Origin of the sequence: Thalassotalea litorea, assembly GCF_043642205.1 — a bacterium.
In the GTDB taxonomy this organism is placed as follows: domain Bacteria; phylum Pseudomonadota; class Gammaproteobacteria; order Enterobacterales; family Alteromonadaceae; genus Thalassotalea_A; species Thalassotalea_A litorea.
Window position 1 is genome coordinate 32,992 of the sequence record NZ_JBHZSG010000019.1, and the last position, 23,843, is coordinate 56,834.

Here is a 23,843-nt window from a genome sequence, read left to right on the forward strand (position 1 = left end):
TCATAGTACGGATCGCCACATTGTGATTCGCATATATATTATTCAGCCTCAGATATGTCATCGATGTCCAGTGCTTGTTCTTCAAGGTAAGCAAACCAATCACAAATAACCTGATTGGCGGTTTCCAGACCGAGTCGATTTAGGGAAGAAAATGCCTGAACTTTAATATTGTCGTGCAATTGTTCACAGCCTTTACGTATCTTCAAAACTTCAGCACTGCGTTTGCCAGATTTATATTTATCGGCTTTAGTTAAAAGAGCCAAAACGGGTAACTGACAATCGTTTGCCCACTCTATTAAATCAGCATCCAGGTCTTTTAAAGGATGACGGATATCCATTAACACCACCAAGCCTTTTAAACTCTGGCGTTTTTCCAGATATTCAGCGAGAGACTTTTGCCATTTCTTTTTCATTTCCAATGGCACTTTAGCAAACCCATAACCCGGCAAATCAATCAATCGACGATTGTCGCCAATATCAAAAACGTTAATAAGTTGAGTACGGCCAGGCGTTTTACTGGTTCTGGCGAGACTCTTTTGGTTTGTTAAGGTGTTGAGTGCACTAGATTTTCCGGCATTTGATCGTCCTGCGAATGCCACCTCAATACCTGAATCTTCAGGCAAACGACGGATATCGGGCGCACTTAACGTGAACTTAGCTTTATGAAGATTAATTACCGGTACAGTCAAAATAGTTTCCAACAATGAAATATAATTGCGCTAAATTATATCCTTTTTTAAAGAGCCTGTTGACCTTTGTCGGTCAGCTTTTGTGTAAATAGCGCAATAAAGTTCGCCAGGTTACGCCATTTAGCGAATTGAATAATATAAAAATAACCGCAAGTTCTGAGTGAGATTTTTGATCTTAGCCATTACAGAACTGTATCTTTTCGTGTAAAATGTCGGAAATTTTTTATAAACCCGTTATAAATTGTAATGCATGAATGCATTATGGTTTGAAATACAGGCAGAAACTCTATGAAAAAAATCATTCTCTCAGTAATCCTGGGTTACGGTTTGATGGGTAATGTAATGGCTCAAGGTGATGCAGAAGCTGGTAAAAGCAAAGCTGCTGTATGTGCCGCTTGTCATGGCGCTAATGGTATTGGTACCACTGACGCCTATCCTAACCTGGCTGGGCAACACGCCGATTATATCGCCAAGCAATTAAAAGCGTTTAAAGACGGTTCTCGTGTCGACCCGGTAATGGCGCCTATGGCGGCAAACCTGTCGGATCAGGATATGGCCGATTTAGGTGCATACTTTGAGAGTGTTGGTAGCAGCACTGGCTCTGATAGCGCCGGCACCGATTCTGGCACCGCGCCAGCAGCACCTGCAGCTCCGGCAATTGTAGCGGATGCTGCTATGGGTAAAACCTTATACGAAAAAGGCGATGAAAGCCGCGGCATTACCGCTTGTATTACCTGTCACGGTAAAGATGGTGACAGCGACGTCTTAATTAACCCAAATCTGTCTAATCAACATCCTGAATATATTGTTAAGCAATTGAACAATTTTAAAGAGCATGCAACAACTGACGGCGAATCGGGTCGAGTTAATGCAGCGATGAATCAGGTTGCCGCCAATCTGACGGAACAGGATATCGCAGATATTGGTGAATTCTTAAAAGCGCCTGCGGATGTTAAAGAAGCCGCTAAAGCCAAGAAAACCGTCACCTTGAAGCACGTTGGTGATGTGGCCCTGGGTAAAGAAAAATCGGGTACCTGTGTTGCCTGTCACAATGCTGACGGTAACAGTGCCCTGCCTATGTATCCTAAACTAGCGGGTCAAAGCGAACAGTACCTATTCAAACAGTTAATGGACTTCAAAAAAGCCGCTGATAGTAACAACGAAGAAGGCCGTGTTGATCCAGTAATGGCTGGTATGGTTGCGCCACTATCTGAAGAAGATATGCAGAACCTTGCGGCTTACTTTGCCAGTCAAAAAGTATCGCCAAGCGCAGCACAAGCCAATGAGCGCGGAAAAGACATTTATGTAAGTGGCGACCCACAACGCGGTATCACTGCATGTATTGCCTGTCACGGTGTTGACGGTCAGGGTATGGCACTTGCCGGCTTCCCAGTCGTAGGCCAACAACATGTTGATTATTTAAAAGCTCAACTTGGCAAATTCCGTGATGGCTCTCGTGGTAACGACATGAACAGCATGATGCGCAATATTGCTGAAAAACTGACTGATGAAGATATGGATGCGGTTGCACAATACATGTCTTCTTTGAAATAAGCTTCAATTACAATACCAAAAAGCCAGGTTTTACCTGGCTTTTTTTTGCCCGATATTTGTTCAGGGAAACAGATTACTCAAAGAACTTGCAACGCCCTGCTCAAAGCAGATGTTGGCACCGAGAAGTTGTTTAATAAATTTAATGGGGTTTAGGATATAATCAGCAATCAAGGAACGCCATAGAATTAACAACAATAGATGGACAACACAGTGCGAACTCTACTTTTTATCATTAGTGCTTATTTATGCCTGTACAGCACAACCGCCATTGCGACTGATGAAACACCAAACGCAAAAGAAGAACAGCCCGAGGAAGCGCAACCAGAATCGCGCTATGACACTCGTTACTTCATTCTTAAACCTCACAAACGTAACTATGTTTTGCCGATTACAGCAACGGATGACTTCCATCACGAGGCCTATGACAACGTACCAACGTTTGCGGATAATTTTGAGGACATCGAAGCCAAATATCAAATCAGTCTGATGTTTCCACTCTTGAATGAAGGCTTCATTTTCGAACAAGACAGTTTGCACTTTGGGATTACCTTACAGTCCTGGTGGCAGATTTATGCCGATAATATTTCCAAGCCCTTTAGAGAAACTAATTATCAACCAGAAGTATTCTACCGGGTAAAAACCCCCTGGAAAGTCCTGGACGGAAACATAACCTTAGGCGTTGGTTTGGAGCATCAGTCTAATGGTCGATCACAGCTACTTAGCCGCAGTTGGAACCGTATGTACGGCGAAGTGATTTTTCAAAAAACCGATTTCAAAGCCACATTCAAACCTTGGTATCGGCTGCCCGAGAATGAAAAAACCAGCCCAGACGATCCTGAGGGTGATGATAACCCGGATATTCGCGATTACATGGGCAATTACCAGTTAGAGTTTGAGTATCTATGGGGAGATGTGGGCATGGATATTATGCTCAGAGAAAATTTTTCCACCCACAAGGGGGCATTTGAACTGGGTTTGACTTTTCCAATCTGGAGTGGTCTGAGAGGGTATTTGCAATACTTTAATGGCTATGGCGAAAGCTTAATCGATTACAACCACAATCAGCAAAAAATCGGCTTAGGTATTATGCTCGATACCTATTTCGACTAATCTCAAAATCAACTTCGGTGGGTCAAATCACGGGTGATTTCGCATCGTGGGCTACTCGCGATTTCTTAGTGTATTCTAGGGATGTTTGGGAATAAAATGGGGTGGCTGATGGGGCTTGAACCCACGCCAATCTGTATTTGCGGAATCACGAGTGATTTCGCATCGTGGTTTACAGACACTTAACCTGAGAATATAGACTTACTTAGAAATTTTAAAATGGGGTGGCTGATGGGACTTGAACCCACGACAACCGGAATCACAATCCGGGGCTCTACCAACTGAGCTACAGCCACCACTGAAGGTGTGTTTAGGCCAAGGAAGACAGCCTGAAACAGTGCGCGGATTGTATATTATCCTGACCGACAAATACAAGCACCAAACACAAAAAGTTTACCTTTTTAGCAAAATTATCATTATTGCAGGTAGTTGCTAATCAAAGTCTTTGACCACATCCATTATACTTATACCAATCACATTAAGTTTGTGCACAGCTCAGAGTTAGGGCGGAGGTTAAGTTACAACATAGATTTCATTGATATAGTCATTCTATATATATGAAATATAAGGACGTAAATGGGCCTCTGGTAAACTCCCTACGGGTGAGTTTTAAAGGCGTTTGGACTATGTTACTGATTTTGGCTGTTTTTGAGAGCGGAATAACCATTCTCTGCAATCAAAGCCTTGTCTAAAAGCCTTTAAATTCTCACTGAGAGAGCAATAATTTAATGTGATTGGTATTACCTAGAAAACGTTTAATGTTAAGCTCCTATATGTCATTAGAAAAACTCGTTAACGCTCTAAATACCGCGTCTGGTGAAGGTCCACCGATTGAAAAGTGGAATCCGCCATTTTGTGGTGACATTGCAATTAACATAGATCGCCAAGGAAAATGGTTTTATCAAAATAGTGAGATTGGACGCGCGCCCATGGTACAACTATTTGCAACCGTTCTATGGTTTGAAGATAGTGAATATTTTCTGGTTACGCCGGTTGAAAAAGTTCGCATCACCGTCGATGATTTACCGCTTATAATCACTCAGTGGCAACACATCAATGACACGTCAACACCCTTGATTCAAGTTAGCACCAGCGTTGGCGATTCGGTCATCATATCCGAACAACACCCGATCGAAATTGACGAACAGGGTTTGAAAGTCCGAATTCGGCGAAATCTCTATGCCAGAGTACATCGAAATGTCTATTATCAGTGGGCTGAAATGGCCGACATTAAAACTGACAACGACGCTGCACATCAACAAAAAGCCGTGATTTGCAGCGCTGGTAAAGAGTATTCCATCGGCAATCTATAGATCTTTTAGACGATGCTTGAATAGCGATTGTTTGCCAGTTTAGGCTTAATATATTGGTCAAAAGACATACAAATATTGCGGACAAACAAACGTCCGATTTCACAAACTTGAATTTGCTGTTTGTCTTCGACAAGTAAGCCATCGCTTTGTAACGGTTTGAGTGACTGGATGTCATCAAAAAAATGCTGATCAAAAATGATTTGAAACTTCTCTTCAATGTATGTTTTATCGAGTCGGAAGTTACACATCAATTGTTTGATGATTTCTGAGCGTAATTCATCTTCAGCGGTCAGAGTCAGACCTCGCGCCAATGCATGTTCATTTTCTTCGATAGCCTGATAGTAATCGGTCAGCGCCTTATGATTCTGCGCCAGACTTCGCCCTACCGCACTGATAGCAGACACCCCTAACCCCAACAAGTCACAATTTCCAAGAGTCGTATAACCCTGGAAATTTCGATGTAAGCGCCCTTCTCTTTGGGCTACAGCTAATTCATCATCCGGCTTGGCAAAATGATCCATACCGATGGCCTGATAACCATGTTCAATAAAGGCGGTAATAGCTTGTTCCATCAGTCGTAGTTTATCGGTGGCGTTAGGCAACCACGCGTCCTTTATCTTCTTTTGCGACGCAAATCGTTGCGGTAAGTGAGCATAACTAAACAGTGAAATTCGATCTGGGTCCATGGTTTTTACTGCGTCAATGGTCTGTAGCATCGTCTCAGTATTTTGATGGGGAAGTCCATAAATCAGATCAAGGTTAACCGACGTAAATCCCAGCGTTTTCGCCTGCTCAACTAAGGCTTTGATATGCTCGGTAGACTGCCTTCTGTTTATGGCATCCTGAACCTCTTCATTGACATCCTGAACACCAATGCTCAACCGGTTAAAACCGATATTGTACAAGTGAGTAATGCGCTCCTTGGTCATTTCCCGAGGGTCTATCTCTATCCCCATTTCAACGTTATCGGCAAACGAAAATTGCTGGTGCAAATAAGCCGTCAACTGTTCAAGTTGTTGATCATCTAAAAATGTCGGCGTGCCACCACCAAGATGGATCTGAGCCACTTTGTGTGCAGAAAAAAGTTTTGCCTGTTGGTTGATTTCTCGCTTCAAAAAGCTCAGATACTGCTGGGCTTTATGCTTATGTCTGGTGACAATTTTATTGCAGCCACAGTAATAACAGAGCTTGTGACAAAAAGGGATATGAATGTATAAAGACAAATCCCGACTCTGGCTAGAGTCAATGGCATCGATAAATGCCTGGCGATCGAATGTTTCAGTAAATTCCAGTGCTGTAGGGTATGACGTATAACGAGGCCCTTGTAGATTGTATTTTGCGACAAGCGGGTTTTGAGCAAAGGATACTGCAGACATAAAATCAGACCTGACGTTAAAAAACGCCAGTCTAATTTACATTCACTATTAAAACGTTGATCTGGGACAAAAGCCGTGGTGAAAAACGCCCTATTCGGCGCAACGGATGCATTTTGTGGCCGCAGGCTGCACCTTCAGGCGCTCCCGGGCAATATCTTCTCCACAGCCCTGGCAGATACCGTAAGAACCGTTCTCGATCCGAGTGATCGCATTGGAGAGTTGCTGAATCTCAATTTTAGCTTCAACTTCAAGGGCATTTAACACTTCGTCATTTTCTCGTTCACCAGCCTGTTCGGACCAATCAGCGTTTCGGCCTTCGGCAAAATCCTGGTGAATCGAACTCACCCTTGACTGTAATTCGACTATCCGTTTTGTAAATTCCACCTTGAGAATTTCTGACATATACTCAGCCTCTTTATTATTTGCTTTGTGTCAGATCTCGCAATGCTTGTTGGTAGCTAGTGGCTTCAGGTATCAAGCTTTCAATATCGGCAAAAACTTGTGCCTCCAGTTCTTCCTCGTAACCCATACGCTCCAGATCCAACGCCAACTTTTCTTTCTTGGAAAGTTTCTTTCTTTCCTCAAGAATCGGCATATGCGAAATCTTGTTGTATAAGCTAAATATAGCAGGGAATTGTTCAGTTGGAGATTTAAGAGGCTCATCTAAAGATTCCATCAACACCGAAAGGCGCCAGCAACCTTCTGATAACTCACATTGTTTTTCCTGCATTGCTCGACAGATGATAAGAATGCTGGAAATAACTTTCAGATCTTTTTCCGCACGATTGCGCTGCTGCTCTAGTGCCGCCTGACGATGCATTTTGTTTTGATGTCTGAGCTTAAAAAGCAGGTAACTGGCATAAGCTGCCAGTAAAAAAATAATGAAAGCGGCTGCAATCAATAGCCCTATTGTTAAATTTGACACAAAGTTACTGCCTTATTCGTCTTTATCTTCTTTGTATTCACTAAAGTCATAATCATCAAGCTTATCCCAAAGCGTATCTTCACTTATTTGCGAGCTCTCTTCAGTCGATATATCTTCTTCCTGCTCTAATCCTAATAAAGACAAAAGCTCCTGATAACGCGCCATACTTGTCTGCAATTCTGATTGTTCCTCGGGCGATAAATCTTCACCGGCCTCATCTCGGGCCGCCAACAATTGCAACACTTCGTTGTTTTCCAAGGCCAGCAATTCCTGCTCCAATACCTCACTGTTATCGACAACCCGGATCGGGGCAATCGGTTGCTCCTTGCTAGCGGGTTTATCATGCGATTTCGACGGTGTGGATTTTGTCACACCTAAGGCAATTGGCTTTTTGCTGCCAAGGCGTGGATCTTTATTTTCTGAAGATGAGCCATGCTTGGTTGATTGGTTCATATCGGCATCCTGGCGAGAACCGGGCTTATTGCCAGTTTTTTTGCGAATACGTTTTTCCTTTTCAAGTTTCGGAGTACGTTTTGGCAAAATCGCCTTCATTAAGGCGCCTTCTTTTCTGGATTTCTTTGAACGGGACATTAGGAGTCTGTAAATAATGGATAATACTGTTATTTTACTGCATAGCGCGGTAAAACCCCAGACTTCACGAAATTAGTTGTCACTAATCAATAGACGAAAAAAAAGCGATAGGGTTACTATCGCTTTTCCAAAGCTCTTAACAAGCTCTTTTTCTTGTTGGCACTCCAGCCAGAATATATCCTTATCAACTATCCATATATTCGTTCGTTTCCATACATTATTTTTTCTTTTCGGTCGTCCTGACGCCTTATAGGCTATCCATAACCTCAAAGAGGTATAATTGCTATTCCTAAGCAAGTAAGCCATCCGTGCTTAAAAGGGTAATCCTTACCAGAATGTCCATCCAGCATCCTTACTGAAATTCCATTATTTGATTTCTAATTTCGCTACTCCTTGTAGCTGTTATTAAGTGTACTCGGGTTACACTTGGTTACAATCCAAAAATCAGCCTTTACCTTAAGACCTATATCGAGCACCACCGCAAACCCATGTTTTATATGGGATTCATCAAATTATTAGGGTAAATTATCCGTTTTAACCCCTAGCTACAATGGTCAATGTCTTACACAGGAGGAGAAATATTCAACGATTCCTTCGATTACATTCTCCTCGATAGTAATCCCTGGGTTCATTTATTGAACTAAGATTGCAAGCTAAATAAGCATTGGCTGAACAAGCGCAGCAAGAGATAATTTTCAAACGTCAGGACTGCAGAGAGGTTTACAACCGTTAAGATTATACCAATCCCATTAAGTTTGTGCACAACTCAGAGTTATGGCAGAGGTTCAGTTACAACATAGATTTCGTTGATATAGTCATTCTATATTAATGAAATATAGGGCAGTAAATGGGCCTCTCACTAACTCCCAACGGGTGAGTTTTAAAGGCATTTATCCTGCGTTACTGATTTTGGCTGATTTTGAGAGCGGAATAACCATTCTCTGCAATCAAAGCCGTGTCTAAAAGCCTTTAAATTCTCACTGAGTGAGCAATAATTTAATGGGATTGGTATTACCACTCAATTTCTATCGGAGTACCAACATCAACAAGTGCCATAAATTCGTCCATTTCGTCGTTAGTTAACGCAATACAGCCATCGGTCCAATTGTATTGTTGCGTAATTGGCGCCAGTTTTTCCATACCATTTTTTTGGCCGTGGATCATAATTAAGCCGCCTGCAGAAACTTGATTTTCTCTGGCATTAGCCAAATCCTCTGCATTCGGGTAACTAATATGCATCGCCCGGTAAAACGATGAATCTTCCTTTTTATAATCCAATAAGTATCTCCCTTCTGGGGTTCTCTCATCCCCTTCTTGTTGTTTATGGCCTTTAGGGTTTTCCCCTAGAGCAATGTGATATTGACGCACAATTTCCCCTTGCCAGAGCAAGTACATCCTGTTTTCTGATTTATCGACCTTAACCAAATCAATTTGTGCAAAAGTTAAAGAGGGAAACAACAACAACAACAACAAATAAAAAAAGCGCGGCATACCGGCTTCTCCTTTGATAGTTATTGGTATTCAAAAACAACAAGAAACCAGTAGGGATTAGAATAAGAACAGTCTCGTATTAAGAGTAGTAAAAAGTAAGATTTTTGCCTGTGATTACTTACTTAACATTTTGTTTAATAGACCGAATACGCCTCGAACAAACGTTGCACTGGTAAGCATTTTCACAATCGCCGATGTTGATGATGACGATTTCCGCTTTGCGGTAGATTTGTCGCCTTTATGTTGTTCCGCAGCGATCGCGGCTTTAGCAAGTTTTTCATTGAGGATTTCATAGGCGCTTTCGCGGTTGATTTTCTCATTATACTTATCGCTGATTGGCGACTGGGAAAGCAAAGTGCTTACCTCGCTATCGGTAAGTACTCCCATTCTGCTTTGGGGAGCACGAAGCAACGCGGTAACCAAAGGTGTGGGCACACTTTTTTTACCCAATCCGGTAACGATGGCCTCGCCAACTCCGAGGTTGGTTAAAGCATCCGTTGCATCATAAAACTCTGAATCCGGGAGGTTTTCTACTGACTGCTTTAAGGCTTTTCTATCTTTGGCGGTAAAGGCTCGCACCGCATGCTGAATCTTCAAGCCTAGCTGCGACAATACGCCCGGAGAAATATCGGTAGCGTTCTGGGTAACAAAAAATAAGCCAACCCCTTTTGAGCGAATCAGTTTCACCATGGACTCTAACTGGCTTGCCAACTCAGTTGACTGGCCAGAAAAAATCAGATGGGCTTCATCAATAATACCAATCCCATTAAGTTTGTGCACAACTCAGAGTTAGGGCAGTAAATGGGCCTCTCACTAACTCCCTACGGGTGAGTTTTAAAGGCATTTGGACTACGTTACTGATTTTGGCTGATTTTGAGAGCGGAGTGACCATTCTCTGCAATCAAAGCCTTGTCTAAAAGCCTTTAAACTCTCACTGAGTGAGCAATAATTTAATGCGATTGGTATAATTCCGCGAACACCTGCTCGGCAAGCTTTGCCGCACCAATAGTCATTAAAGGCCCGTCAGCGCTGTAGCCTTCAATAATCAGTTGCTTAAATTTATCCAGGTTCACTTCTGCCATTCATGCTCTCAATAGGTATTGAGATAAGCTTTGCACAGAAATAGAAAATTGGTACTTAGAAACGTAAAAACCGCTATACGACTAAGCGATAGCGGTTTGGGGAAAGTTAAATGTCTTTAGGTTAAAAACAATTAAAAGCTTTTAAAGGCATCTTTCGGAACAATAGCACCTGGATGCTGAATCACTTCACCGGCGACGGTTGCTGCCAGACGAGTTGCTTCGAGCATCGATTTTCCGGCGATACGAGCACCTAAATAAGCGCCATTGAAAGAATCGCCTGCAGAGGTCGTATCGACAACATTCGTCACCCGAGTCACATCCACCTCATCACGAGAATCAGGTGTCATCACAATCACATTTTTTTCGCCGTTCTTGATAATCAATTCAGAAAAATCAAATTCCTGGAAAAATGCAACGATTGTTTCCACGGTTTCGGTGCCGGCATTGCATAACGTTGGATACATTTGTTCAAAATCATCAACCCCAGGGATCAAAATGTCGGACACCGCATATGCATTGGCAAATTGCTGTTGTGCATCTTCAAGAGTGCTCCACAGACGCGCCCGATAATTCAGGTCAAAGGCGATTTTTACACCTTGCTGCTTTAACCCGCTGACCAAATCCCAGAACTTTTCGCGATGAGATTTATCTAGTATTGCCAAAGAAATCCCGGTAAAGAAAAACACATCGCCAGCATCTAACTGTAAGGTGTCAGGTACTTCGATAAACTGCATAACCTGACGAGCTGCCGCACTTTCTCGCCAATACAGAAAAGAACGTTCACCTTGGTCATCGGTTTGCACCAAATAGATACCCGGCAAACGCTCGTTATCGCGAAAGACCAATTGATTGTTAAGATCCTCACTGGCAAAGGTCGTTAACATGGCATCGCTCATACTGTCAGTACCAATAGCTGTTAACAACTTGGTATCAATCCCTGGAAACAAGCGCTTTAAATAAACGGCAGAATTATAGACATCACCAGCAAACGACTGGCCTGCTATTTGACCTGACAGCTTATTTTGCAGCAACTCAATCATACATTCGCCCATTAATACAATCTTGTTCATTTGGGGTGATTTTCCTTTCAGTTTTAATTACAAAAATTGGCTTTATCGACTCGAATGAGCGGATAAAGCCAATAGAATACTACGTTGATGTTAAAATTTACTGTTCTGTCGTCAATAAATATTGGCCAGTAAACTGATAGCTATTACCTTTATGAGTAAACGTATAACGTTTATCCGATGCCCCTTCAGGCACCAAGGCAAGCAACATGGGGTTTGCACCAGCCAATTTGAAACTTACAACCTGCACATCACCGTGTACAGTAAAATCCAGATTTTCTAATTGAGAATGCGCATCCAATGTATATTCTTTACTTGGATTGTATTCTCCATGCAGTTCCAACAAACTAACAAAATCGACATTTTTCGATTTTTCTAATCGATAGATAAACGCCTTGTCTTCGCGCAGGTTAAAGTCAGGATCATTGGCACCTGTACGGGTGAACAATAACGTCATGTCTTTTGTGGTTTTGGTCGTCATGGTATAAAAGCGATCGTCATTCAACCAGGTAACCTTGCTTAAAGGCTGCTTAAGGCTTGCCTCAGATGTCAACCATAGGTGCTCATAACCATCTTTTTTACCTAACGGCGCCAATGCGGTTTTATTGGTATTCAATGTCGCAGAGGTATCCATTAAGTGACCATTAAAGTGCAATGGTAAATCGTATGTATGATTTTTATCACTGGTAACATTAAACACATCAATAACAATTGGTAGCGCGCGATTTTCAAGATTAATCAACGCCTGGGTACGACGCATATCCACACCTTGATAAGCGGTATCAATATGAGCAGAAGACACAGACATATCATCGTCGGTGGCGAACAACGTTACCTTGGGGGCGTGTTGATTACCACGTTTGGTATTACCTTTAAAATGGCTGCGCTTATCAACGACTAACGTATTGTGGGCTATCGTTTGCTTGGCGTAGCTCTTATTCTCTTTAAGATAATGACCGCCATATTTGGCTTCAACGTTTAAGAATCGTGCTGCGCCATAGTCACTGACAACTTCATGGCCATTATCGTAGAAAATCCAGCTCAATTTATCAAAATGACCATGTCCCATACCCTGAGCGGTGGCTTTAAAGACTAGCGCCTGATGTTTTTCTGGAATATCCGCGTCATCTTGATTAGCCCGAAGCACGACAAGCGCTCCTTGCTTTCCATCCTGACCATCACCGAACGCCTTGTTGGCAAAATGATAAGGTTCAGCCTTACCGGAATCAATGCCTTGCGCTACACTCAGACCATCCCCTGTCAATAACACCTGTTGTTGCTGTTTAGCAACGTCCAGTAATTGTGGATCGCCGGTTAAACCATAAGCTATGGTTACCCCGTAAACCAACTCAACCGTATCAATACCTTTGTCTTTTATGGCATCGTTAATTGGGAAGAACAATTGGTTGTAACTTAATTGAATAGTGGTATCGATAGCCTTGAGCAAGATATTGTCACGATACTCAAATATTTTACGTTCGGGTTGGTTTACCTCAACCGACTTGGCAAATAACACGAATGGCATTAACGCATAACGCTGATAATAAGGGCCTTCCGTGTAATAACCCTGTGGCGAGAAAAGTTCATCCAACTGACGCATAAAGCCACCAGTACCGGATTTATCCAAACCATAGAGAGCTTGCTCTACCCACTCAGATTCGTTAAGTACCAAACCAGTCATGCCAACCGCGGCGGTAGCCCAGGTTCCATGATTATGAATTTTGTCGAAGGTTTGTGGAGACTCCGACGATAAGAAACTAGCGATTGGACGAAACAATCCTGACTCAATCTTCTGACGCTGCGCTTCGCTGGCAACATCATAGACAAAGTCATAACCCTGGATGGTATAAACCAAAAATACCGCTTCATTAAGGCTTTGCCAGAATAAACGCCCTGGCGCCTGTTCTTTTTGCATCGGATGCAATGGTAAGTCTTTGTACATTTTGGCATAACCCAGCAACATCTCAATAGCATGGTCGGCGTACTTTTGCTCCTGACTTAACTGATACAAAATACCGGCGTCGTGCATGAGACGATAGTTTCGTTTATGTTGCTCATGGGTAAAACCGCCACCTGCATCCTTTGGTAAAGGTATATTGATGGCTTGAGTTAACTGCTTATCCACCTGTGCTTTTAGCGCTTGATAAGCATCCTGAAAACTACCTTGCTGCTGAATTGCCTGCTGCATCGCAGGAACATCACTGGCGCTCACAACAAGTCTGGGGTGAGCCCCGTTACTAGAGGCATCAGCATGAGCAGCCATCGCAAAGGTTAGACTGACAGCAACCACTGCAGATTGGATCACAGCTACAGATTTCGACAACCCTTTTACAAGGCGTGTTGTTTGCCTGATACGCATAACAATATGGGAATATAACACGTTCATTATTCCTTATTTTTTAGCCGCAGCCTGATAGTTGTTATCAATCAATGTGGCGGTAATTTCACCTGGGAAATTTAGCTCTTTGACAACAATTTTCGGCGTTGCGATAAAGTTATTTGATTTAACTAGAGTCTGCGGTTCACCAACCGTGTGTTCAACGACAAGACCCGCGCTATCCAGGAATTCATTCTCTTGTACATCACTCACCTGAACACCGTGCAAATATAAGGATGCTTTATACTTATTGCGCTTACCTTTGCCCGTCGAAATCACCTGGTTATTGTTAAAACTAAAGTGAGGTCCAAAGGTACTTTCATCTGTACCACCTCGGTAAAGCTTCACAAGCGCACCCTGAACAGACTCAAATACATTGTCATTCAATGTAATATATTCACCATTATATATCCCTAGATCGTCCATCTCTTTGTCAAGACGAAGAATATCTCCGGTAATTTTTCTAAATGAACTGTTGGTAATACGGATGTCATTAGCGAATGAACGATTGCCAGCATCAAAGAAATGAAACGAGTGATTAATATCTAAACCAGATACCTGGACCTGATCGGCGATAAATCGATAGTTTGCCAACATTGGGATCTTGGATGTACGGATTATTGCATTACCAGCACTGTCAGGCGCATATTCACCATCGATGCTTAGATTTTGTAGTTTTAAATTGCCGCCATCGTGAATATCGAAGGTCGTTGAGCGAGATACTTTTAAACTTGCCTGAGCATCTTTGCTTGCCGATTTAAAAGTCAGGGTTTTCGAAAGAGGGATAATTTTATCGAGAATATACTCGCCCGCTTCCAGCGCAATGACATCAGAGGATTGTGCCTGTTCAATTGCATCATACAACTCTGAGGCATTTTTCACCGTATGAGTGCTACCCTGATCAAAATCTAATTCGCGACCCGGTTTAGCATACCAGGAAACGCCGGTCTGCTCTTTATCTAACACCTTAAGATCTTTGCTTACGCCAACCGATTGCGGAGCATTTTTAGCATACATCAAGCCATTATCTGCTTCAGACAGTTCAATAGACTGTTGCTCAAAACCTTTGGTCAGCGCCGGATTATCAACGTTAGAGCGGATATTGTTATTAAATTCAATGCCAGAAACATCATCAAATACGCTGAAATTGTCTTTATCGGTTTCATTAACGATTAAATTATTGGCGAACACGGAATCAACTGGAACCGCCTGGCGTTCTTTGTCGCTGCCCGCTGCCAAATGAATATGATCGACATTGATCATGGTATTGTTTTCAATGCGTGCATTTTCAACCTGATGATAACGATTAATTGGCGAGTCAATCACCCCGTTCATCACTGTAAAGCCACTACCGAAACGGTAACCCGTTAAACCTTGCAGGTAGTTATTACGGATAGTTTGATCACCGTTTATAACGCGGATACCACCGGTATGGTCAACGCCGTTGCCAAAAAAGATATTATCTTCAACTAAGTTACCACTGCCATGACGCAAGGTAAGCGTACCGCGAGATTCGAAGAAGACATTTCCGCGGAATTCATTTTTACCAGATTTATTGGAGATGATTTCAACTTCGCCGTTACAACGGTCGAAATAATTGTTCTCAACAATGGTGAATGAATCAGTTAAAGAGTAGTGACTGGTACCAATTCGAAGGGTTTCGCCACCATTGGAGCCTAAAATTGGACGTGGGCCAAAATAGTTATGATCAATGCGATGGTGGTTTTGCTGACTGTCTTCCGTATTTAAACGAACCGCCATGGTGACACCCGCATTGCTTTTACCGACTAAATGAGAATGGTCAAAACGGTTATGTTTACCATACATCACCACCCACTTATCGGATTCAAATTTGTCTGGGTTACTGTAATGATCGATAACCACTTCAGTAACGCGGCTGTGGTTAGCCAGATCATCTTTATTGCGACGAAATGAGATGACTTCTCCGGTAGGCGAGTAACCATCTTTGAAAACCAATCCTTTGACAATTAGGTGTTCACCGGCGAGGCGTAAATTGGAATTACCCGTTAAGATAGCTTTGCCTGATGTCTCAGCGGTTAAGGTAATTGGCTTAGCTTTTGTACCTTTGGCTTTAAAAACAATTTCAAAATCTTTCCAGACTTTGTCGGCCAGGACAATCGTGTCACCGGGCTCAACTTGTTTAAGGGTTTTGGAATATTGTTCCTGTGAAGAGACTTTAAACTGCTTGGCAGCAACCATATTACTCATTAACGGTAAGCTTATCGCTACCAGAGGGAGAAACGCTTTGACCAGTTTTGACATATGACCCATGTTGTTACTCAATTATTGATTGTCTAATACTAACTACGAATACAATTCGCCCATGCAACGAAAATTCAAAATAGTTCAGCCAAGGTGTTCGAATAAAAGAATAGGCATCTATTTCAAATTCGAATAACTCGCGCATCCGTGTTTTTAAAACTCGCCCGTAAGGGAATGCTCGAAACTCATTTATGCGGTATTTTTCGTTATTTGAGATGGAGTACCATATCCAAATACCGAGTTATTGTATACACGCTTACGTTCCTTTAGAACGCAGGATAAATGCATCCGTGCAATAAAAGCCTGGATTGGCTTCCTGAATTGTGCACATATTTATCGCAATTAGAAAAAGGGTGAAGCTCTCTAATATGTGCAGTAAAAGAGAGCTTCGAGTAATCCTAATGTTTGGGAGTTACATTAGAATTTAGCTTTCACGCCTAAGTAGAACTTAGCACCCGAGCGAGAGTAGTCTGCAATGGTAGTATCATTACCACGCGTCATTACCTGCGGCTCGTTTAACAAGTTCAGCGCTTTAAGCGATACCGATACGTTCTTAGCGATCTTGTATCTAGCAGAGAAATCTACGTAGTCCTGATCTTGTACGTAACGATGTGAACGTGTTGGGAACGGTAAGTTATTCGGTTGGAAATACTTCGAGCGATATTTATAAAGTACTCGCATCGAGAACTTATCCATTTCCCAGTAAACAGATGCAGAACCTACGTTGTTAGAGAAACCAAACAAGTTTGCATCAGGCACAAGACCTGGACTTGCGATTTCTTCGGTAACAAAATCAGAATCTGCATAGTTATAAGCAAGGCTAGCACCTAAACCATTGAACGGGTAAGGCAACATTGAGAAATGCTGGTTAGCCGTGAATTCAATACCGGTGATGGTTGATTCATCATCTGCCGTATCAACCGCACTGTGCGAAACGTTTGGATAGATGCTATCAACGCCATCAAGATTTACCGTGATATCACGAATATCCTGAACATTCTCATAACCACCATTGAACGCTTTGTAATATGCAGCAAGGGTTAATGCAGAATCTTCACTTGGGTAGTATTCCAAAGATAAGTCATAGTTGGTAGACATATATGGATTCATATGGTTACCGTTTGCACGGCCACTTTGAACTACCTGAGTATAATCTGTATTGGTGTTTTCATCACATTGATCTTCATCACCAACATCTTCACAACGCTCATAACTTACACCAGCCGACATAGCATTCATCTGGAAACGTGACATCGCTCGATATGCGGCGGCACGAAGATAAAGCTCATTACCTAAGTCAAAACGTAGGTTTAAGCTAGGTAGATATTTGGTATAGCTGGAATCAAGCGTTACGCGCTCAATTTCACCCGTTGGGTTGATTTCCGCACTAAAGGTACCGTCTTCATTTGAGGTGATATAAACCTTATCACCCCAACCACGAGAATGAGTGTCCGTTTTCACAGCACGAAGACCAACATTACCAGTAACCGGCAAGCCTGCAATTTCGGTATCTATGTTCGCCATTACATAGGCAGCAAAGATATCTTCTTCTACATCACGGTCAGCACCATCACGACCGTCCATACGCTCACCGATATCATAGAAATCGGTATTGCCGTTATTGCCAGCAATTTGACCTTGCATTTGACCAATGAAACACTTGGAGTCATATGTAACGAATTGGCCAGACCCGCCGCCTTCTTCATTAAACAAGTTACCGTTATAGTGACCATTTTGGCAGTTATCAATAATGCCTTGGGTCAACGCCATATGCGCTTCAGGGTTATTATCATCCCAGTCAAAATCTGCGGTATCTGTAGCGGTTGTTCTTTCTTCACCAGCAAACGTAATCGATACATCGTTGGTCTGATAATCAAGTAGGTGTTCCATTGAATAGCGAACACCAGCTTTAATCGAGCTGATATAGGCATTATCTAATACGTATTCTGCGTCGAGTTTCAGAGCCCAGATATCATCTTCACGTTCTTCATGGGAGCGGCGATATTCTGCATAGGCAACACCATCATGGACAAAAGAATTGATGTCGGTTGCATCAAAAGCTTGTGCTGCATTAAAACCTGCATCACTTGGGCCATTGCGTTCATCATCTAACCAGGTAAGGGTCGGAACATTATTGCCACGATAGTCTAACTCATACTGGTAACGATCATCGCTACGGAACTTAGAACGATGACGCAAACGATAACGATATGAACGAGAATAAGAAAGGTCTGTAGCGATGGTAAGGTCATCGTTTGGCGTAAATTCAAGATTTAAACCAAAACCGTCATAATCATCGACTTGATTACGGTCTTCACCTAACAATTGCGGACGCGCTTCACCTTTTGCATAAAGTAAGGTGTAATCATCACCAATAATATGGTCAGACAAGGCACGACGACGAGTATCCAGACCTAATTCCATACGCTTTTCAGTGTATTCCAGGCGAGAATATTCATAGTCGAAGTTAAAGTTTAATAGATCGTTAGGGATCCACTGCATAGTACCAACGATGCTGGTTCTGGTGTCTTCATCTTCACCGGTACGCCAGTATGCATCATTGGGTACGTAGAAAATTGACGATGGGTCATAATCTGAAATTAATCGATAATCATCACGGTCAGCGCCTTCTGGTAGGTTTGCCCAGTCATCAATTGGTGTAGGATTACGGCCTTCACGACCTGCACTGACCGCCTGCGCGCCAGATGTACAATCAGAACCATTGTCAGACAATGGCGTACCATCGGCTAAACGAGTCGCACAGATACCCATCTGTGAGCTACCACCGTAGTTCTCTTCTGGGTTTGAGTCATCAGAATGAACAAGACCTAAAGTGAAACCAAAATCACCCATGCTGTCGGTTTCGAAATTTTGTACCGTTGAAGCGGTGATTTTTGCACCCCAAGGGTTCGCATCTTCACCATCTACGTCACTATAATAATCGTTGTAGATACCGGTTACTTCGATTCTGGATTCATCCTTGCCGTAATCTACCGCGCGTAGCGAAGATACTTCGATCGTACCCGAGGTACCACCTTCTACAAGGTCTGCAGATTGTGATTTATAAATGAAAACGCCATCAACTAGCTCTGAAGGGAATTTTTTAAAGTTAACGGCACGACCAGGACCGGCATTGGTAATCGTACGCCCGTTAAATGTCGCGTAGCCCCAGTATGAACCTAGACCACGGATAGAAATTTCGTTTTGGCTACCTTTTAAACGGTGACCAGATGCTCCGGACACGTTTTCGATAACATCTGATAAAGAGAGACCAGGTAATTCACCAAAGTCTGCCGCAGAGATACCATCGCCGATTACGGTAGCCGTTTTTTTAATATCAAGGGACTTAGTCATTGTCCGGCGATTTGTGCCGGTGACTTCAATAACTTCTACGTCTTGCTGCGCTACTTGAGCTTGAGCCTCTTCTTCCGCTAACGCGGGTACAGAAAGTAATCCCATAAAAGCTGATGCACAGACCAGCGAAGAAGTACGTTTGGCTTTTTTAGAGTCAAGAAGTGCCAACGCAATCTTATTGAGCTTTATTGTTGTGAACATTATTGTTTTCTCAGTTGGTTTTATTATTTTGTTGCAATGCATAAAAATAAATCATGTACAGACAATTTAATGTAACCAATACGGCTCCTCATTGTCAAACATTTGATGACCAAAAAAGATTATTTGTTATTACCAATTGTAAGACAATATTTTCTGTAGATCTGACCAATTTGACAGCTTGATTCTGATTGAGATAGAATGAATTTTGGTCTCATTTTAATGAATACCTTTACATACAAGAGGTCTGGCCTCACCGTTAAGAATTAACTTTGTGTTATATAGGAAATACGACATGAAAAATCGTCGATTGTTTTGGCAAATCGTAGATCAAATCGAAGAACAGATTGATGCTGGAGCCTACCCTGTAGGTAGCCGTTTACCACCAGAGCGTGTTCTTGCTGAAACTTTTAGCGTTAGCCGTCCAACCATCCGGGAAGCAATCATTGCCTTGGAAGTTCGTGGTCGCGTAGAAGTCAAAACCAGTTCAGGTGTTTATGTCCTAGAAAGTAAGAAAGATTTGCAAGATGGCCCAAGTATCAGTGCATTTGAGCTGACTCAGGCACGTGCACTTGTTGAAGGCGAAGCTGCTGCACTGGCCGCATCAATCATTACCGATGAAGAGCTGGCACGTTTAAATAACACATTGATTGAAATGGATTCAGGGACAAATCCGGAACTTGCGGATAAAGAATTTCATCAAATCATCTCCAGTGCAACGCGAAATAATGCTTTGCAACTCACCATCGCTGGCTTATGGGCTCAAAGAGAGTCGAACACTGATATTCAAGCGGCGTATAAAGGCGTTTGTAGTCAAAGTGATGCTGAACGTTTACGGGAGCACACCAGCATTTACCAAGCGTTGAAAAACCGTGATTCGCAAGGCGCAAGAGCAGCGATGCATGAACATTTTAATCGTTTGATCAACTCTTTGTTTGAAGCAAGTGAAGCTAAGGCGTTGGAAGAAGTGCGTCGTAAGACTAGTGAAACCCGGGATTTATATTCATTAAATCATTTAGTGAAGAGTTAATCTGGAAGCTAACCAGATTAACTCTCTGCATAAAGATCAAACGTAACGGTTAATACATTTTAAATCTGCAAACGCTTGCTCTAAGCGTGCAACCATCGACGTTTCACCTTCCCTCAACCAAACTCGCGGATCATAATACTTTTTATTTGGCTTGTCGCTGCCATCAGGGTTACCGATCTGTGCCTGTAAATAGTCTTTATTACCTTGCTGATAACGGTTCACACCGTCCCACATTGCCCACTGAGTATCCGTATCGATATTCATTTTAACCGCTCCGTAGTCAATGGCTTCATGAATATCAGCTAGTTCAGAGCCTGAGCCACCATGAAATACGAAATTGACGGGTTTTTGAGGTAGGCTAAATTGTGCCGCAACGTGCTCCTGAGAGCGCTTTAAAATCTCTGGCGTTAGCTGAACATTACCCGGTTTATATACACCGTGAACATTGCCAAACGAAGCCGCTATTGTAAATCGAGGACTAATTGCCGATAAGCGCTGCCAGGCAAACGCTACATCTTCAGGTTGTGTGTACAACATGCTGTTATCAAGGTGAGAATTATCGATACCGTCTTCTTCACCACCAGTACATCCCAATTCGATTTCCAACGTCATATCCATTGCCGACATAGATGCCATGTACTGGCAGCAAATATCAATATTTTGCTCTAACGTCTCAGCCGACAAATCAATCATATGTGAGCTGAACAGAGGCTTCCCGGTTGCCTGAAATTGTTTTTGTGACGCTTTAAGTAATCCATCAATCCAAGGCAACAAACCAAGGTTTGCGTGATCAGTGTGCAGGATAACCGGCACTTGATAAAACTCAGCGACCTGATTGACGTAAACCGCACCAGCCAAAGCTCCCTGAATCGACTTATCCATATTATCCAGCGGTGCTCCTTTGCCAATGAAAAAACCGGCGCCCCCATGAGAAAGCTGAATAATTACCGGGGAATTCACTTTATGAGCCGCTTCTAATGCCGCGTTTACCGATTGGGTTCCCGTAACATTAATCGCGGGAATGGCATAGCCATTTAGTCTTGCATGATCCAATAGCGCTGAAACCTGGTCGCCAAATACAACGCCAGGCTTAATCGATTGCTTTAATCCAGTCATGATATGTCTCGTCAAAAAATTGCTTTATGAATTGGCTTCAATACAAGCATCGGTCACTTTTTGCCACTCGCCATTTTTAATCCATTCGGCTTTCGCCATCCAGGTACCGCCGACAGCAAAGACGTTCGGTAAAGCCAGATAGTCACCCTTGTTGCCAGCGTGAATACCACCAGTAGGACAGAATTTGATACCAGAAAAAACCGAAGAAATCGATTTAATAAATGGCGCGCCACCTTTTTGTTCGGCTGGGAAAAACTTGAGTTCACTAAATCCAAACTCACGAGCCATTAGTACTTCAGAAGCCGAAGCTACACCAGGTAAAGCAGGAATACTGCAATCAGCTAAGGCTTTTAACAACGTAGGTGTGCTAGCAGGTGTAACGATAAAATCGGCGCCGGCTGCAATAACCGCATCAATCATCGCCTGATCTAATACGGTACCCGCACCGACTTTAAGATCAGGTAACTGTTCTTTAATAGCAGTAATGGTGGCTAGAGCTTGTTCTGTGCGCAATACCACTTCAACAGCCGTTAGATTAGCTGCTTGCATAGCTCTTGCGATTTCAACACCCTCTTGAGGTGTGTTTGCCTGGACGATAGGTAATATGGTTTGACTACCCATCATAGAAGAAAAAGTTGGCATCATAGGCCCCTTGTTGTTTGTCCTACAGACTTAGTTTGATTCCTGAACGACAGTAAAAGTTAATATCCATTCAGCGAGCGGGTAAATATTACCAAAAAAGCCAAATTTGTAAACCAATTATATTTATTTTGGTATTACCACCTTAGGCCATTTATAAAAAAACCACTCAAAGAGTGGTTTTTTTCACTGCAGCAAAAAGCTTTATGAGAAAAGCAGTCCGCCATTAATATCAATATTATTACCGGTCATGTACGAAGACGCATCACTCGCCAGAAAAGTGACTAAGCTGGCAACTTCATCGGCTTGCCCTTCCCGCTTTATACAGGTTGCAGCGGCAACATTCTTTCGCACCTGATCGGCGGTAAACGTGTCATGGAACCCTGTCGAAATCATTCCTGGGCAGACACTATTTACGCGAATATCCGGACCTAATTCTTTCGCTAGGCCTCTGGTAAAGGTCATAACCGCGCCTTTTGATGTTGCGTAAGCAACCGCTCCAGGTCCTCCGCCATCGCGACCAGCCTGAGAAGCAAATGTAACGATCGTGCTACCTGCTGCCATATGCGGAATAACCGCCTGACACATCATAAACAAAGACGTGAGATTTACATCCATCACTTTATGCCAATGACTCATCGTCATGTCCGCTATTTTCACACGATCGACTAAACCACCAGATACATGTACCAAGCTATCAATTTTGCCCATTGTCTCCAGTGTTTTACTAACAACTAAGGCTACTTCGTCCTGATTCGTTAAATCGGCTTGCAATGCAATTGCCTTGACACCAAGTGCTTCAATTTCCGTTACAGCACTTTGTGCGGTTTCTGCGCTTGAATGATAGGTAAGAACAATATTTGCGCCTTGTTTAGCTAAGTCAATCGCACAAGCCCGGCCGATATCCCGACCACCTCCAGCAACAATCACTACCTTATTATTCATGGTCATATTCAACTCCAACAAATTAATTTTAATGAATTTTTTGCCCAGTTCCGCACAACCGAACGACGTAAACTACTTTATCAAACTAACGGAGCAATCAAACATTGTCAAACAAGGATACTTACCAAATCATAAAATTCGGTAACCTCCCTTAAATCCGACAACAAGCCAATAATAGAGCGGTACTATATTTGAGAAAACCGTATTTATTCGTTATCAAAAGCCTGCAAAGTTAAAATCCGTTAATTGCTATTTGGTAAAAGCCTTTGGCATCCTAAAATAATACCAATCACACAAACAATATAGTTATTAAATGGAAATTTATTAAAAAACAAGCCAAGCCTTGAACCAGAATAAGGTGGCTACGATTATGTCAGGGGATATACAGTAGGTAGGACTCGCCGGTTAGGAATATGAAACTCACTCTCTGTAGGAAACAAAAAAGCCTGCACGGTGCAGGCTTTGGTAATAATGGTGGAGGGAGGTGGATGATAAAATACTTCCCTGTATTTATACCCTAAAGGGACGCTGGAGCGTTCAAAATAGTTCCTGACTATTTTGTCGAACCACGGTTCTCTTCCACTCCCTGTAGAAAACAAAAAAGCCTGCACAGTGCAGGCTTTGGTAATAATGGTGGAGGGAGGTGGATTCGAACCACCGAAGGCTGAGCCGTCAGATTTACAGTCTGATCCCTTTGGCCACTCGG

Annotated in this window: 20 protein-coding genes and 1 tRNA gene; 4 read left to right on the forward strand and 17 right to left on the reverse strand. The window is 42.7% G+C overall.

Going from position 1 to position 23,843, the window contains the following annotated elements:
• Positions 1–38: 38 nt before the first annotated feature.
• A complete protein-coding gene (gene yihA / locus ACHUFQ_RS10180) occupies positions 39–689 on the reverse strand; it encodes a ribosome biogenesis GTP-binding protein YihA/YsxC (RefSeq protein ID WP_394175246.1) in 651 nt (216 codons plus the stop codon).
• A 288-nt stretch (positions 690–977) separates the two neighbouring features.
• On the opposite strand from yihA, the gene ACHUFQ_RS10185 reads away from it, so the two are divergent.
• Positions 978–2,243 (forward strand): c-type cytochrome, encoded by a 1,266-nt coding sequence (locus tag ACHUFQ_RS10185; protein ID WP_394175248.1) that lies wholly within the window; start codon positions 978–980, stop codon positions 2,241–2,243.
• Positions 2,244–2,453: 210 nt separating this feature from the next.
• Positions 2,454–3,353, forward strand: a complete 900-nt coding sequence (locus ACHUFQ_RS10190; RefSeq protein WP_394175250.1) for a phospholipase A — start codon at positions 2,454–2,456, stop codon at positions 3,351–3,353.
• A 217-nt stretch (positions 3,354–3,570) separates the two neighbouring features.
• Here ACHUFQ_RS10190 and ACHUFQ_RS10195 read toward each other — a convergent pair.
• A tRNA-His gene (locus tag ACHUFQ_RS10195) sits at positions 3,571–3,646 on the reverse strand.
• Positions 3,647–4,108: 462 nt separating this feature from the next.
• Here ACHUFQ_RS10195 and ACHUFQ_RS10200 point away from each other — a divergent pair.
• Positions 4,109–4,663: a DUF1285 domain-containing protein gene (locus ACHUFQ_RS10200; protein ID WP_394175252.1), complete on the forward strand. Its 555-nt coding sequence runs from the start codon at positions 4,109–4,111 to the stop codon at positions 4,661–4,663.
• Positions 4,664–4,668: 5 nt separating this feature from the next.
• Here ACHUFQ_RS10200 and hemN read toward each other — a convergent pair whose 3' ends face one another.
• The 11 genes from hemN to ACHUFQ_RS10255 all read right to left on the reverse strand — a co-directional run bounded on the left by hemN (position 4,669) and on the right by ACHUFQ_RS10255 (position 19,410).
• Positions 4,669–6,039: an oxygen-independent coproporphyrinogen III oxidase gene (hemN, locus tag ACHUFQ_RS10205; protein ID WP_394175254.1), complete on the reverse strand. Its 1,371-nt coding sequence runs from the start codon at positions 6,037–6,039 to the stop codon at positions 4,669–4,671.
• A gap of 90 nt (positions 6,040–6,129) precedes the next feature.
• On the reverse strand, positions 6,130–6,441 hold the full coding sequence (locus tag ACHUFQ_RS10210) for a TraR/DksA family transcriptional regulator (RefSeq protein WP_394175256.1): 312 nt from the start codon (positions 6,439–6,441) through the stop codon (positions 6,130–6,132).
• Between the two features lie 16 nt (positions 6,442–6,457).
• Positions 6,458–6,964 (reverse strand): DUF2489 domain-containing protein, encoded by a 507-nt coding sequence (locus tag ACHUFQ_RS10215; protein ID WP_394175258.1) that lies wholly within the window; start codon positions 6,962–6,964, stop codon positions 6,458–6,460.
• 12 nt (positions 6,965–6,976) lie between these two features.
• Positions 6,977–7,555, reverse strand: a complete 579-nt coding sequence (gene yihI, locus ACHUFQ_RS10220) for a Der GTPase-activating protein YihI (protein WP_394175260.1) — start codon at positions 7,553–7,555, stop codon at positions 6,977–6,979.
• A 1,011-nt stretch (positions 7,556–8,566) separates the two neighbouring features.
• A complete protein-coding gene (locus ACHUFQ_RS10225; protein ID WP_394175262.1) occupies positions 8,567–9,046 on the reverse strand; it encodes a L,D-transpeptidase family protein in 480 nt (159 codons plus the stop codon).
• Between the two features lie 114 nt (positions 9,047–9,160).
• Positions 9,161–9,826 (reverse strand): helicase HerA-like domain-containing protein, encoded by a 666-nt coding sequence (locus ACHUFQ_RS10230; RefSeq protein WP_394175264.1) that lies wholly within the window; start codon positions 9,824–9,826, stop codon positions 9,161–9,163.
• 170 nt (positions 9,827–9,996) lie between these two features.
• Positions 9,997–10,128 (reverse strand): hypothetical protein, encoded by a 132-nt coding sequence (locus ACHUFQ_RS10235; RefSeq protein WP_394175266.1) that lies wholly within the window; start codon positions 10,126–10,128, stop codon positions 9,997–9,999.
• Positions 10,129–10,259: 131 nt separating this feature from the next.
• Positions 10,260–11,198, reverse strand: a complete 939-nt coding sequence (locus tag ACHUFQ_RS10240; protein ID WP_394175268.1) for a sugar kinase — start codon at positions 11,196–11,198, stop codon at positions 10,260–10,262.
• Positions 11,199–11,295: 97 nt separating this feature from the next.
• The gene (locus ACHUFQ_RS10245) at positions 11,296–13,575 is read right to left on the reverse strand and encodes a heparinase II/III domain-containing protein (RefSeq protein WP_455342388.1); all 2,280 of its coding nucleotides are present in this window, start codon (positions 13,573–13,575) and stop codon (positions 11,296–11,298) included.
• A 12-nt stretch (positions 13,576–13,587) separates the two neighbouring features.
• Entirely contained in the window at positions 13,588–15,864 is a 2,277-nt protein-coding gene (locus ACHUFQ_RS10250; protein WP_394175270.1) for a polysaccharide lyase 6 family protein, read from the reverse strand.
• A gap of 408 nt (positions 15,865–16,272) precedes the next feature.
• Positions 16,273–19,410 carry a TonB-dependent receptor gene (locus tag ACHUFQ_RS10255; protein ID WP_394175272.1) on the reverse strand — a complete coding sequence of 1,046 codons (3,138 nt, stop codon included), beginning with the start codon at positions 19,408–19,410 and terminating at the stop codon, positions 16,273–16,275.
• A 292-nt stretch (positions 19,411–19,702) separates the two neighbouring features.
• Between ACHUFQ_RS10255 and ACHUFQ_RS10260 the strand changes: the two genes are divergently transcribed.
• Complete coding sequence (locus ACHUFQ_RS10260) at positions 19,703–20,437, forward strand: FadR/GntR family transcriptional regulator (protein WP_394175274.1); 735 nt, start codon at positions 19,703–19,705, stop codon at positions 20,435–20,437.
• A 36-nt stretch (positions 20,438–20,473) separates the two neighbouring features.
• On the opposite strand, the gene fbaA is transcribed toward ACHUFQ_RS10260, so the two are convergent.
• The 4 genes from fbaA to ACHUFQ_RS10280 form a co-directional block, all read right to left on the reverse strand.
• On the reverse strand, positions 20,474–21,553 hold the full coding sequence (gene fbaA / locus ACHUFQ_RS10265) for a class II fructose-bisphosphate aldolase (RefSeq protein WP_394175275.1): 1,080 nt from the start codon (positions 21,551–21,553) through the stop codon (positions 20,474–20,476).
• A gap of 24 nt (positions 21,554–21,577) precedes the next feature.
• On the reverse strand, positions 21,578–22,195 hold the full coding sequence (gene eda / locus ACHUFQ_RS10270; RefSeq protein WP_394175277.1) for a bifunctional 4-hydroxy-2-oxoglutarate aldolase/2-dehydro-3-deoxy-phosphogluconate aldolase: 618 nt from the start codon (positions 22,193–22,195) through the stop codon (positions 21,578–21,580).
• A 201-nt stretch (positions 22,196–22,396) separates the two neighbouring features.
• Positions 22,397–23,143, reverse strand: a complete 747-nt coding sequence (locus ACHUFQ_RS10275; RefSeq protein WP_394175279.1) for an SDR family NAD(P)-dependent oxidoreductase — start codon at positions 23,141–23,143, stop codon at positions 22,397–22,399.
• A gap of 362 nt (positions 23,144–23,505) precedes the next feature.
• Positions 23,506–23,843, reverse strand: a 338-nt coding sequence (locus ACHUFQ_RS10280; protein ID WP_394175281.1) for a hypothetical protein, incomplete at its 5' end; no start/stop codon positions are given.